We start from the raw sequence: 13,284 nt of genomic DNA, 5'->3' as shown, positions 1-13,284 counted from the left end.
TTTAAGGTGAGAAAAAAAGGTATAATAAAGTTATTAATATATTTACAGGGGGACTAACTGATGTCACATAAACAAACACCACATATTAAACCAAATGGAGTAGAAATCGCTGAAACGATTCTTTTACCAGGAGATCCTTTAAGAGCGAAATTTATTGCAGAAACATTTTTAGAAGATGCAGTTTGTTTTAATGAAGTGCGTGGTATGCTAGGATATACTGGAACATATAAAGGTAAAAAGATTTCTGTAATGGGAACAGGTATGGGACCAGCTAGTATCGGTATTTATTCTTACGAATTAATCCACACTTTTGGGGTTAAGAATTTAATTAGAATTGGAACATGTGGAGCGCTACAACCAGAAGTAAAATTATATGATGTAATTTTAGGGATGGGATCTTCTACAAACTCAAACTACATGCACCAATATAATATTCCAGGAAATTACAGCTTAACAGCTTCATTTGATTTATTATTAAAAGCTTACAACAGAGCTCAAGAAATGGGTCAAGCAGTACACGTTGGAAATATTTTATGTAGTGAAATTTTCTATAATGCTGATGAAAAAGCTATGGAAAACTGGATTAAAATGGGAGTATTAGCTGTTGAAATGGAAAGTACAGCACTTTATGCAAATGCAACTGCTGCAGGTGTTAATGCTTTAACAATTTTAACAGTAAGTGATTCATTAGTAACTGGAGAAGAAACTACTCCAGAAGAAAGACAAACAGCATTTACGAAAATGATGGAAATTGCTTTAGGTTTAGCATAAAATTAGGAATTTAGAGGTAATATAATATGAGTAACTATCAAGAATTATATGAAAAATGGTTAAATAGCTCAGCTTTAACAGAAGAAGAAAAACTTCAATTAAAAAATGTAGCTAATGATGAAGTTGAAAAAGAAGATAGATTTTATAAAGAATTAGAATTTGGAACTGCAGGATTACGTGGTAAAGTAGGAATGGGTTCTAATAGAATGAATAGATTCATTATTGCTCGTGCTACAAAAGCACTAGCACAAACTATTATCGACAATGGATTACAAGAAAAAGGTATTGCTATTGCTCACGACCCACGTCTTTTCTCAAAAGAATTTGCAAAATTAGCAGCATTAGTAATGGCTAGTAATGGAGTTAAGGCATATTTATTTGAGGACTTACGTCCAACTCCAGAATTATCATTTGCAGTTCGTTATTTAGGAACAGCTAGTGGTATTAACATTACAGCAAGTCACAATCCTAAAGAATACAATGGATATAAAGTTTATTGGCAAGAAGGATCTCAAATTAAATCTGATATAAGTGATAAAGTTTTAGAGTATATTAACTCAATGGATATCTTCGATAACTATGTTACTTTAACAGAAGAAGAAGCTAAAGAAAAAGGGTTATTAGTATATATTGGAGAAGAAATTGATGAAGAATTCTATAAAGAATCTTTAAATTGTGCTATTAACGATGAAAACATTGATAAAGATATTTCTGTAGTATATACACCACTTAACGGTGCGGGATATAAAGCTGTAACAACAGTTCTTGCACGTCGTGGATTCAAAAATGTTCATGTTGTTGAAGAACAAAAAGATCCTGATGGAACATTCCCAACAATTGAATATCCAAACCCAGAGGATACTGCAGCATTCGAATACGGTGAAAAATTAGCTAAAGAAGTTAATGCTGATGTAATCATTGCAACTGACCCTGACTGTGACCGTCTTGCTGTAGAAGTAATTCATAATGGAGAAGTAGTTTCTCTTAATGGTAACCAAGCTGGTGCAGTATTAGTTCAATATGTTATTGAAAATCTTGCTAAACAAAATAAACTACCAGAAAACCCAGTATTAGTTAAATCTATCGTAACATCTAAAATGGTAGAACCACTTTGTAAAGAATACGGAGTAGAAGTGATTGATGTTCTTACTGGATTCAAAAACATCTGTGCATTACCAAATGAATGGGATATTACAGGTGAGAAAAACTATGTAATGGGATATGAAGAAAGTATTGGATACAACGTTGGTACATTCCTACGTGATAAAGATGGTGTAACTATCGCTATGTTATTAGTAGAAGCTGCAGCATTCTACAAAACACAAGGTAAGACATTAGTAGATGTACTTGATGGGTTCTATGAAAAATATGGCTACTATCTAGATAAAACTATCTCTATCGTACTAGAAGGAGCAGCAGGTGCTCAAAGAATTAAACGTATGATGGAAAAATATCGTGAAATCTTTGCTCGTGAAATTGCAGGAAGTGAAGTAGTGGCAATTACTGACTACTTAGTTCAAAAAGAGAAAACAGTAGCTACAGGTGAAGAAAAAGCTATTGAAATTGAAAAAACTGATGCTGTAAAATTCAGTTATTCAGATGAATCTTGGTATACTTTACGTCCAAGTGGAACAGAACCAAAAGTAAAACTTTATATCTATGTTAAAGATGCAGATAAGAAAGTTGCAGAAGAAAAATTAGTTAAGTTTGAAGAAAAAGTATTAGAATTACTTTATTCAATCGACTAACAAAATAAAAAAAAGGAAGTGAGAAAGATCGCACTTCCTTTTTATTTTTTATAATATTTTAGATACTCTTTACAGAATTCACGAGCTGATAGTTTACCGCTTTGTCTGTCTGCATAAGAAGAGCTTACAAATTTTGAAATTTCATCTGTGTATTCAACTTTTGGTAAAGGCTTTTCAAGAACTGTATCTCTGTTTATTGCGAATGTTGAGAAACAAATCCCAACTAAACGAGTGTGTCTAGTTTCATGATTGAAGGCACTTAACTCAGCAAAAATTTCAACACTTCTAGTACCAACTCTTGAAATATAACTATCGATTATTAGTGCTTCATGTCTATGTACTACATCTAAAAATTGGTAAGTATCAATACTTGCAGTAAAGAATGGAAGGTGTGTATATCTACGAATTACTAAACCTTGAACATCGTCAAGCCAATATAGGGTTTGTCCACCGAATAATGTATCATGTCTGTTCATGTGGTTTGGATAAATAGTGTGGAAATTTTCAATTCTAGTATCTTTATAATTCATAACTTCTTGCATGAAAAAGTTCTCCTTAAAATTTATTTTACTAATATCTAATATGAAATTAGAATACATATGTAATTGTATCACAAATAGATGAATATATTAAGTATCATTTATTATTTTAAACAAAGTTATTTAAGAATGTTGTTTTTTAAATATGATTTTTATAACCTTTACATTTTGATGAAAATTATATTATAATAAAAGAAAATACAAATGAGGTGAAGAATAATGAAATATGAAACTATGTTAGAACGTTTCTTAGGATATGTAAACTTTAAAACTAGATCTGATGCTGCTAGTACGACGATTCCATCTACTGCAGAGCAAAAAGATTTTTTACGCATGCTAAAAGGGCAATTAGAGGAATTGAATCTTAGTGACATTGAATTAAATGAAGATAATTGGTTTTTAACAGCAACCTTGCCTGCAAATACGGATAAAGCGTATGATAAGATAGGGTTTATTTCTCATGTTGATACTGCAGATTTTAATGTTGAGGGTATTAATCCACAGGTAATTGAAAATTATGATGGTGAGGACATCGTTTTAAATAAAGAATTAGATATTGTAATGAGTAAAGCGGAGTTTCCTAATTTAAGCAACTATAAAGGTTTAACATTAATTACTACAGATGGTACAACTTTACTAGGTGCAGACGATAAAGCTGGAATTACTGAAATAGTGGAAGCTATTAAGTATTTAAGTGAACATCCAGAAATTGAACATGGTGATATTCGCATTGCATTTGGTCCTGATGAAGAAATAGGTCGTGGAGCTGATCATTTTGATGCTAAAGGATTTGCAGCAGATTATGCGTTCACTATGGATGGTGGAGTTCTTGGTGAACTAGAATATGAAAGCTTTAATGCTGCACAAATTATTTATAAAATTACAGGTATAAGTGTTCATCCTGGTACTGCAAAAGGTAAAATGAAAAATGCAAATACGATTGCAGCAGAATTAGCTTCGTTATTCCCAGAAAAAGAAGTTCCTGAGCATACAGAAGGATATGAAGGATTTTATTTATTACATAATATGCAAGCTAGAATTGAAGAAGCAGAGATGGTTTATATAATTCGAGATCATGATAAAGAAAAATTTGAAGCTCGTAAGAAATTTGCTGAAGAAGTAGCTGCTAAGATTAACGAAAAATATGGTAATGTTGTTGAGTATGATTTATTTGATCAATATTATAATATGGGAGATGTAATCAAAAAAGATAAGCGTTGTGTTGATGTAGCAGAGCAAGCTATTAAAAATGTGGGGGTAACACCTATTATTATTCCAATTCGAGGTGGGACAGATGGTTCTAAAATTTCATATATGGGAATTCCAACACCAAATATTTTTGTTGGTGGGGAGAATTTCCATGGACAATATGAGTTTAGCTGTTTAGAACACATGGAAAAAGCTGCTGATACTATAGTGGAAATTGCAAAACTAGCAAAAAAGTAGAGAAAATCACACCATGGTGTGAAAGATAGTACTCTATAAGAGGATAACTTAAAAAATCTAACTTTAATATTAAGCTATAATTTAAACTTAATATTGTTAGGAAAAAGATTAAATAAAAGATACGGCTATTGTTTTTCAAATATAGATTTTGAACTATAAAAGAGTTGTATCTTTTTTTATGAAAAAATTTTGAAATTAAAAAAAAATGATAAAAAATCATGCAAGAGCCTTAAATATATGATACAATAGTAATGTATATTAACTAAAAAATTGAAATGAAAGTGAGGATGGTTGTAAGATGACAAAAAAAACATTTTATGTTACAACTCCTATTTATTACCCAAGTGGTAACTTACACATAGGGCATGCGTATACAACAGTAGCGTGTGACGCTTTAACAAGATATAAAAAATTAAGTGGATATGATACATACTTTTTAACAGGTACAGATGAACATGGTCAAAAAATTCAACAAAAGGCTCAAGAAAGAGGTATTTCAGAACAAGCTTATGTTGATGAAATGATTAAGGACATTAAGAAATTATGGGAAGCTATGGATATTAACTATAGCAAATTTATTCGTACAACAGATGATTATCATGAAAAAGCAGTTGCTGAAATTTTTGATAAATTAGTTGAAAAAGGAGATATTTACCTTGGAGAATATAAGGGTTGGTATTCTATTAGTGATGAAGAATATTTTACAGAAACTCAACTTCAAGAAGTTTTCAGAGATGAAGAAGGAAATATGATTGGGGGAATTGCTCCAAGTGGAAATGAAGTTAAATTAGTTAGTGAAGAATGTTACTTCTTCAAAATGAGTAAATATGCTGACAGATTAGTTAAGTACTATGATGAACACCCAGAATTCATTTTACCTGAAAGCAGAAAAAATGAAATGCTTAATAACTTCATTAAGCCAGGATTAGAGGACTTAGCTGTTACTCGTACAACTTTCGATTGGGGAGTAAAAGTAAAATCTAATCCAAAACACGTTGTATATGTTTGGATTGATGCTTTAGTTAACTACATTACTGCGCTAGGGTATGCAACTGGTGAGAGTGAAGAGTTATTCAATAAATATTGGCCAGCTGATGTGCAAGTGGTAGGGAAAGAAATCGTACGTTTCCACGTTATTTATTGGCCAATACTTCTTATGGCATTAGATTTACCACTACCTAAGAAAATTTTCGCTCACGGTTGGTTATTAATGAAAGATGGTAAAATGAGTAAATCTAAAGGTAACGTAGTAGATCCTTATATGTTAATAGAGCGTTACGGATTAGATTCTGCACGTTATTACCTATTACGCGAAGTACCATTTGGACAAGACGGAATTTTCACACCAGAAAGTTTTATCGATAGAATCAATTCAGATTTATCAAATGACTTAGGAAACTTATTAAATAGAACTATTTCTATGATTAATAAGTACTGTGGTGGAGTAATTCCAAAATTTGTTGAACCAACTACAGAATTTGATAAAGAATTAATAGCTTTATCAAAAGAAGTTATTGCAGAATATGAAGAGTATATGGAAAATATGCAGTTTTCTAAAGCTTTAGAATCAGTGTGGAAATTTATTTCTAGAACTAACAAATATATTGATCAAACTACACCTTGGATTTTAGCAAAAGATGAAGCAAATCAACCTGAATTAGATAAGGTTATGAACTACTTAGCGGAAAGTCTTCGTATAGCTACAATTTTAATAGCACCAGCTTTAACAAAAGCACCAGTAGAAATTGCTAAACAATTAGGAATTAGAGAAGACTTGCTAGTGTTCGAATCTGCTAAAATATTTGGTGTATTTGACGGAACTGTAAAAGTTGTAGAAAAACCAACTCCAATTTTCCCAAGATTTGATAAAGAAGTAGAAGTAGAGTACATTAAAGAACAAATGTCACCTAAGGCACTTGAGAACTTAGAAACAGAATCAAAAGAAGAAAAAGAAGATACTTATGTAGAACTTGCAGAAGAAATCACGATAGATAAATTCTTTGAAACTTCGTTAAGAGTAGCAGAAGTATTAGAATGTGAAAAAGTTAAGAAAAGTTCAAAATTATTAAAATTTAAACTTGATTTAGGAAATCACCAAAGACAAATAGTTTCTGGTATTGCTAAATATTATGATCCAGCAGAATTAGTTGGTAAAAAAGTAGCTGTAGTAGCTAACTTAAAACCAGTTAAATTATGTGGTGAATTAAGTGAAGGGATGATTTTATCAGCAGAAAAAGATGGTATTTTACGAGTAGTAGAAATCAATGCTGAAATTCCTAATGGAGCAGAAATTAGATAATAAAAAAAGAGAATGTAGTGAAAACTGCATTCTTTTTTTGCGAAATTTGACAAAGAGCCATTTAAGTGTGTGAAATAATCCACCTGGGAATTTCCTCAGGTGGATTAAATTAATTATCTTGTTGTTTTTTGGTTGTTTTGAGAATTAGAGGCGTTTTTATTATCATTACTGTCTATGTTTTTAGTCTTAGGCGTTTCTCTATTGACTTCAATTACACGAACAGGATTAACAGGTACAAATGATCCATCAGATACATAATAAATTAATCTGTTGTTATTAATTCCGATACCATTAATATTAAGTTGTGCACCATTACCAAAGGTAACTCTAACTTTGCTAGTAGCTTCATCTGAATATACATTTTGTGTAGCTAAAAATTTAATTGCTACTGGACGAGAAATAAAGTTTTCGAGTTGATCATTTTTAGAATCAACTGATACAAATTTTTCATTAGCTGTAATAAATTGACCTTGTAGATTTCCTGATGAGATTTGGTACATTAAATATCCAGCGGGAGATACAATTTTATTTACAGTAAGTTTAGTTCCTGCTTCAATAACTTCACCTTGATCCGCCCAACTAGCAGATTTGAAAGCGTGAATTTTTTTATTTACTGTAACTTGACGATCTACATCAAATGAATATGATGTGAAAGTACCGGCAAGTTTCGCAGTGATTTCTTCATCTTGTGCATCAGAATCGATGCGAGCAGCTTCAGCTTTTTCTTGTGCTTCTAAAATTTTGGCTTTTTCTTCAGCTTCTTTTTGTTTCTTCATTTCTTCAGTAGTATCGACAGCAGTAGTATTGGTTTCTCCGAAACTTACATAATGCTCTTTAGCAGAAGAAATGAACTTAAGAGTAACTAGGAAACAAAGAGATAGTATTATTGCTAATATAACTGATGTAGCAATCCTTACTTTAATATTTTTAGATACTTTTTTAATTTGATCGTAATTTTCAATTTTACTTCTAAAAATTTTTTTAGAAATAAAGGTTTTAATATATATTAGAGATACTATGAAGATATTTTTTACATTATTATCGATGTATTTAACTTTAAATACAGTTTCATCTTCATTTATTACTTCTTTTTTTATACTGTGTATTTCTTTTTTTAGACCATCTAGTTTATATTCAATTTCAAGATTTTTTTGAATTTTTTCAATGATTTTTTTCTCAGAGGTTATATCTTTTTGTATAATTTGCTTTTGAGATACTAAACTATCTAGTCTTTTCTCTTCTAAAGTTATTTTTTCTTTATCTGCTTTTCTATTTTTAAGAGTTGTAATAGTTAATTTTTTTTCTTCGATTTTATCTTCTAAAGAAATTAATGTTGTTTGTAATGAAAGTAGAATATTTTCGTGTTCTCTCATTTCATTTTCTTTTTGTAATAACTCTATTTTCTTTTTATCTTCTAATATTTGGAATTCTTTTTCTTTTCTTCTATATTCTCTTTTTCTTCTTTCAGCTTGTTCTTTTTCGATTCGTTGACGTTCAAGTTCTTTCTCGCGAGCAATACGCTCTTTTTCTATGCGTTCTTTTTCACGTTGTTCGGCTTTTTCTCTTTCAATACGTTGGCGTTCTAACTCTTTTTCACGAGCAATACGTTCTTTTTCAATACGTTCTCTTTCAGCGCGTGCAAGCTCATTTTTTTTTCGTTCTTCTTCTATTTTACGTTGTTGTTCTTCAAATTTCTTTTTGGCATTTTCTAATTCAAGAGCTCGTTGTTTTAATTCTTTTTCTTTTAATTTTACTTCTTTTTCTTTTTCTCGAAGTTCTTTTTCTAAAGCGGATTCATCAAGATTATTATTATTATTATTATTATTATTAGAAGTTGTAGATTCATTATTTTTAAAATTAAAAGTTTTTACTTGTTTTTTTAGTCGACCCAAAAAAGATGATGTACTATCCTTTTTTTTAGTCGAATCTGTAGTATTATTTTCAACTACTTTTTCTTTTAGTTCTTTTGACATAAAAAAAATCCTTTCACACACTATTAATTCCTATTATATCATAAAATTATAATATGTTTATATAAAAAACACTTAAAATCCTCGTAATTTATATAAAAAACTTTTATCTCTAATTGAAATATGTTATCATTAATTGTAGATAGTTTTATCAATAAATTTAATAAAGAGGTTATAATTATGAAAAAAACAATTAGCTTTAAAGGAACTCCAGTTACAATTGAGGATAAGTTAAATGTTGGAGAGGTGTTTCCTAATTTTAGAGCAGTAACAAAAACATTATCAGAATTTGAATTAGAAGATTATAAAGGAAAAAAAATTATTGTTAATACTTTTCCTTCTGTAGATACAGGTGTTTGTGCTTTACAAACAATTAATTTTAATAGAGAAGTTCATGATTTGCCAGATACTGTAGTAATAACAGTTTCAAAAGATTTACCGTTTGCTTTAGGCAGATTCTGTGCTGATAAAGAAATAAACAATGCAATTACTGTATCGGACTATAAATATCGTGATTTTGAGAACAACAATGGTCTTTTAGTTGAAGAATTAGGATTATTAACACGTTCTGTGTTTGTTCTTGATGGAAACGGAGTTATCCGCTATAAAGAAGTATTAGAAGAAATCGGAGAAGAACCGAATTATACGGCTGCTCTAGATGCTCTTAAAAAACTATAGAGGGGTAATAGATGACAGAATTAAAATATATTAATAAAGAAGAAAATAAAAATTTACAGATTAAAGATTTAATTACATTAGGTTTATATACAATTTTATTAATTCTTGTAATGGCAGTTGGAATTGGAATTTCAACACTTTTGACATCTGTTATATTTGGAGGTAAAGTTTATTTTGCAACATACACTTCAATAACAGCTGCATTAGTGTGCGGTAGTGTATATAGTTTAATTTTTAACAAAATTAATAAAAATATGGCTATATTTATTATGATTGCGATAATTGGTATTTTTATGACTGTTTCTGGTCACTCGGTAGTGGGTGGAATAGTATTAATCTTTGCAGCAGTTTTAGCAGAAATTGCTTTTAGATATGGAAATGAATATTTATCATATTTATTCTTTAATCTAGGAAATATTGGTCTTATTTTACCAATGTTCTTTATGAAAGATTCATATGTTAAACATCTTCAAAATAGAAATTATTCAGAAGAAAAAATTAATCTAGTGATGAGTTCAACTGATATGAAGACTTTTGTCTTTATTGTTGTGTTCACTGTAATATTTTCAATAGTTGGTACATACTTAGGAAGAAAACTTTATTTCAAAAACTTTAATAAAGCAGGGCTGTAGTAATGTATAAATTAGATATCAGAACGAAAATCTTTATTTTAGTAATTGCCAACATATTAATGTTTAAAATGATGTCTGTAAGCATGCATCTGATAGTTGCACTTTGCTTTTCTATATACTTAGGAGTAAGTTCTAATTATATTAGAATGTCGAGATTTTTTGGGATATATCTTTTCTTTACTGCTTATGAGGTATTCTTTGCGCATACTGTTACTCTGCAAGTAATAGATAGTTTCTTATTGCTTACTGCTTTAATGTTCAAAACATTATATTTTCCTTTATGTGCCGGGATGGCCTTAGTGAGTAGTTCTAAGGTTTCCGAATTAATATGTTTTTTAAGGAACATAAAATTACCAAAGAAAATGATAATAGTGTTGGCAGTATTATACAGATTTTTCCCAGTATTACTGACAGACTATAAATTAATAAAAAATTCATTAAGAATGAAGGGGATTGGAGTAAGTAGAGGGTACTACTTACTTCATCCATTTAAATTTTTTGAGTATATTTTTGTTCCTTATGTAATAATTAGTACCAATATAGCAAATGAGCTTTCAGTCTCATGCTTATGTCGAGGTATTGATAATGAAGAAATACCGAGTAGTTATATTGAATTGAAATTTAGAAAGATTGATTATTTAGTAATGATAATTGTAGCAGTTGCTTTTTGTTATATTATGTATATGAGGTGATAAATTGATAACATTTAAAAATTTTAATTATAAATATATTGAATCACAAAAATTAAATATTGAAGATTTATCACTTAATATAAAAAAAGGTGAATGTGTTCTTTTTACTGGGGCAAGCGGTTGTGGAAAGACTACAATATTAAGGGTTTTAAATGGATTAGCTCCAGAATTTTTTGATGGTGGATACAGTGGTGAATTAAAAGTAGCTCACCTTAATATTGGAGACAAATTAAAAGATTTTTCAAAAGTAGTAGGAAGTGTTTTTCAAAACCCTAAAAATCAGTTTTTCAATCTTGATTCTACGAGTGAACTTGCCTTTAGTATGGAAAATTATGGTTATTCTAAATCAGAGATACAAAGTAGAATTGATGAAGTGATATCAGAATTTTCTGCAGAATATCTGTTGGAAAGAAATGTCTTAGAACTAAGTGGTGGAGAAAAACAAAAATTAGCTTTTATGGCTAGTATGATGTTAGATGCTGATGTATATGTTCTAGATGAGATAACTAGTAACCTAGATTTGAAGTCGATACAGCTTATTTCATCAATAATCGAAACATTGAAGAAAAAAGGTAAAACTATAGTTGTTGCTGAACATAGAATATATTATCTAAAAGATTTAATTGACAGAATGTATATTATTAAAGACGGCAAATTAATTCATGAAGTTACTAAAGAACAGCTATCAGATTTTGACAGTAGAGCTTGCCACACAAGACAAATTGATTTATCTAAAGTGGAGCTAGGTAATAAAGAGAATAGAAATTTTAAAGAAAACTTTTTAAATATCGAAAGACTTGAATATAAAGTTCACGATAGGAAAGTTGAACTCCAAAGTGAAAGTTTCTCAACTTCAAAAATCTATACTATTATTGGTGATAATGGTTGTGGGAAAACAACTTTTGCTAATGCTCTATGCGGTCTACATAAATCAAAACATAAAATTAAATTAGATGAAAAATATCTAAATAATAAAGGTTTAATAAAAAATGCATTTCAAGTAATGCAAGATGTTAACTATCAATTGTTTACTAATCAGGTAGAAAAAGAAATAAAACTTGGTAGTGATAATATATTGTTATTTGATGAAGTTGTCGATAGATTAAACATTAGAAAATTTCTAGATAGACATCCGAATACTCTTTCTGGTGGTGAAAAGCAGAGGGTAGCTATTGCATCAGCACTACTATCTAATAAAAAGATATTAATTTTTGATGAACCTACAAGTGGTTTAGATTATGTTAATATGATAGAGTTAAGTCGTTTAATAGAACAAATAGCTAAGAATGATGTTGTGATATTTATAATTACTCATGATTATGAATTTTTATGTCAGATTTCAGATGAAGTTCTTTATTTTGATAAAGAAGGTATAAAAGAGCGTATCGAAGTTAATGAAGAAAATAAAAATAGAATATTAGAATTAATGAGTTAATGTACATTGTATATTAACTCATTTCTTAACTCAAAAAAGTTGTTAAATTGTAGGTATCATGATAAAATATATAAGTTATAAAAAATAATTAGGATAAGGAGGGAACTTATGTCATACGCTTCAGATATGAAGAAAGAATTAACTTTAATAGAAATAACAAAAGATAGAGAATTTTTATCAGAGTTATCAGCTTTAATAAAGATGAATGGTGTATTAAATATATCAAACGGTAGGTTAAGTTTAAGTTTTCAAACAGAAAATGCCTCTATAGCGCGAAGAATGTTTTCATTAATAAAATTTTTCTATGATGTTCATGTAAATATTTCTGTTAGAAAAAAATTAAAGTTAAAGAAGAATAATGTATATATTTGTCGTTTAGATCAAAATGTCAAAGAAATTTTGACTGATTTGTATATATTAAATGATAACTATACTATGAGAATAGATATAGCAGATGAGTTAATAGATACAGATGAGAAAAAAAGAGCTTATCTTCGTGGTGCATTTTTAGCTGGAGGATCTATTAATAACCCTCGTACTTCTAGTTATCATATGGAAATATTCTCTTCTTACGAAGAACATAATAAGGAATTAAATGAGCTTTTAAATAGTTATAAATTGAATGCTAGAAGCCTTGAAAGAAAAAAAGGTTTCATAGTTTATATTAAGGAGTCTGAGAAAATAGCTGAGTTTATTAATCTTGTTGGAGCGTTTCAAGCGTTATTCCAATTTGAAGATGAAAGAATTGTTAGGGATATTAATAATTCTGTAAACAGAATGCAAAACTGTGATATGGCCAATATGAATAAAACTGTCAATGCTTCAGCAAAACAGGTTGAGGATATTAACATAATAGAGGAAAGAATCGGACTTGATAATATTGATGAGAAACTTAGAGTTGTTGCAGAAGCAAGACTTAAGTATCCAGAATATCCGTTAAAAGAAATAGCGGAAATGATTGAGGATGGGAAATTATCAAAATCTGGTTTAAATCACAGATTCAGAAAGATTGCTAAGATAGCTAAGGAATTAAAAGAAGGTACTTATCAAGTAAAATAAAAGAAGTGAGGAAGA

11 protein-coding genes are annotated in these 13,284 nt (G+C 29.4%); 9 read left to right on the top strand and 2 right to left on the bottom strand.

The annotated features are described in order from the left end of the window. Nucleotides 1-60 precede the first annotated feature (60 nt). Together deoD and ACWOBP_RS04825 are read left to right on the top strand one after the other, a co-directional pair. The gene (deoD, locus tag ACWOBP_RS04830) at nt 61-771 is read left to right on the top strand and encodes a purine-nucleoside phosphorylase (RefSeq protein ID WP_314549170.1); all 711 of its coding nucleotides are present in this window, start codon (nt 61-63) and stop codon (nt 769-771) included. Nucleotides 772-797: 26 nt separating this feature from the next. Continuing rightward, nucleotides 798-2,519: a phospho-sugar mutase gene (locus ACWOBP_RS04825; RefSeq protein WP_455337710.1), complete on the top strand. Its 1,722-nt coding sequence runs from the start codon at nt 798-800 to the stop codon at nt 2,517-2,519. A gap of 41 nt (nt 2,520-2,560) precedes the next feature. Here the strand turns inward: ACWOBP_RS04825 and ACWOBP_RS04820 are convergent, their stop codons facing one another. Continuing rightward, nucleotides 2,561-3,061: an acyl-CoA thioesterase gene (locus ACWOBP_RS04820; RefSeq protein ID WP_455337709.1), complete on the bottom strand. Its 501-nt coding sequence runs from the start codon at nt 3,059-3,061 to the stop codon at nt 2,561-2,563. A gap of 216 nt (nt 3,062-3,277) precedes the next feature. Between ACWOBP_RS04820 and pepT the strand changes: the two genes are divergently transcribed. Together pepT and metG are read left to right on the top strand one after the other, a co-directional pair. Next, entirely contained in the window at nt 3,278-4,504 is a 1,227-nt protein-coding gene (gene pepT / locus ACWOBP_RS04815) for a peptidase T (RefSeq protein WP_455337708.1), read from the top strand. 298 nt (nt 4,505-4,802) lie between these two features. Further along, nucleotides 4,803-6,803 (top strand): methionine--tRNA ligase, encoded by a 2,001-nt coding sequence (gene metG / locus ACWOBP_RS04810; protein WP_455337707.1) that lies wholly within the window; start codon nt 4,803-4,805, stop codon nt 6,801-6,803. Between the two features lie 113 nt (nt 6,804-6,916). On the opposite strand, the gene ACWOBP_RS04805 is transcribed toward metG, so the two are convergent. Continuing rightward, nucleotides 6,917-8,776 carry a DUF5776 domain-containing protein gene (locus ACWOBP_RS04805; protein WP_455337706.1) on the bottom strand — a complete coding sequence of 620 codons (1,860 nt, stop codon included), beginning with the start codon at nt 8,774-8,776 and terminating at the stop codon, nt 6,917-6,919. A 177-nt stretch (nt 8,777-8,953) separates the two neighbouring features. On the opposite strand from ACWOBP_RS04805, the gene tpx reads away from it, so the two are divergent. The 5 genes from tpx (at nt 8,954) to whiA (ending at nt 13,269) form a co-directional block, all read left to right on the top strand. Beyond that, a complete protein-coding gene (gene tpx, locus ACWOBP_RS04800) occupies nt 8,954-9,451 on the top strand; it encodes a thiol peroxidase (RefSeq protein WP_455337705.1) in 498 nt (165 codons plus the stop codon). Between the two features lie 11 nt (nt 9,452-9,462). Beyond that, complete coding sequence (locus ACWOBP_RS04795; RefSeq protein ID WP_455337704.1) at nt 9,463-10,083, top strand: MptD family putative ECF transporter S component; 621 nt, start codon at nt 9,463-9,465, stop codon at nt 10,081-10,083. Nucleotides 10,084-10,085: 2 nt separating this feature from the next. Next, complete coding sequence (locus ACWOBP_RS04790) at nt 10,086-10,775, top strand: energy-coupling factor transporter transmembrane component T (protein ID WP_455337703.1); 690 nt, start codon at nt 10,086-10,088, stop codon at nt 10,773-10,775. 4 nt (nt 10,776-10,779) lie between these two features. Beyond that, nucleotides 10,780-12,210 (top strand): ATP-binding cassette domain-containing protein, encoded by a 1,431-nt coding sequence (locus ACWOBP_RS04785; RefSeq protein WP_455337702.1) that lies wholly within the window; start codon nt 10,780-10,782, stop codon nt 12,208-12,210. Between the two features lie 108 nt (nt 12,211-12,318). Further along, the gene (gene whiA, locus ACWOBP_RS04780) at nt 12,319-13,269 is read left to right on the top strand and encodes a DNA-binding protein WhiA (RefSeq protein ID WP_455337701.1); all 951 of its coding nucleotides are present in this window, start codon (nt 12,319-12,321) and stop codon (nt 13,267-13,269) included. Nucleotides 13,270-13,284: the final 15 nt, after the last annotated feature.

This window comes from Gemella parahaemolysans (genome assembly GCF_053758945.1).
Note: the sequence above shows the minus strand (reverse complement) of the source record. Positions and strands in the feature narration are given on the sequence as shown.

Excerpts from the sequence above, each read along its gene's own strand:
- ACWOBP_RS04820 (WP_455337709.1), bottom strand. The coding sequence starts at position 3,061 with ATGCAAGAAGTTATGAATTATAAAGATACTAGAATTGAAAATTTCCAC.
- tpx (WP_455337705.1), top strand. The coding sequence starts at position 8,954 with ATGAAAAAAACAATTAGCTTTAAAGGAACTCCAGTTACAATTGAGGAT.
- whiA (WP_455337701.1), top strand. The coding sequence starts at position 12,319 with ATGTCATACGCTTCAGATATGAAGAAAGAATTAACTTTAATAGAAATA.
- metG (WP_455337707.1), top strand. The coding sequence starts at position 4,803 with ATGACAAAAAAAACATTTTATGTTACAACTCCTATTTATTACCCAAGT.
- ACWOBP_RS04805 (WP_455337706.1), bottom strand. The coding sequence starts at position 8,776 with ATGTCAAAAGAACTAAAAGAAAAAGTAGTTGAAAATAATACTACAGAT.
- pepT (WP_455337708.1), top strand. The coding sequence starts at position 3,278 with ATGAAATATGAAACTATGTTAGAACGTTTCTTAGGATATGTAAACTTT.
- ACWOBP_RS04795 (WP_455337704.1), top strand. The coding sequence starts at position 9,463 with ATGACAGAATTAAAATATATTAATAAAGAAGAAAATAAAAATTTACAG.
- ACWOBP_RS04825 (WP_455337710.1), top strand. The coding sequence starts at position 798 with ATGAGTAACTATCAAGAATTATATGAAAAATGGTTAAATAGCTCAGCT.
- ACWOBP_RS04790 (WP_455337703.1), top strand. The coding sequence starts at position 10,086 with ATGTATAAATTAGATATCAGAACGAAAATCTTTATTTTAGTAATTGCC.
- deoD (WP_314549170.1), top strand. The coding sequence starts at position 61 with ATGTCACATAAACAAACACCACATATTAAACCAAATGGAGTAGAAATC.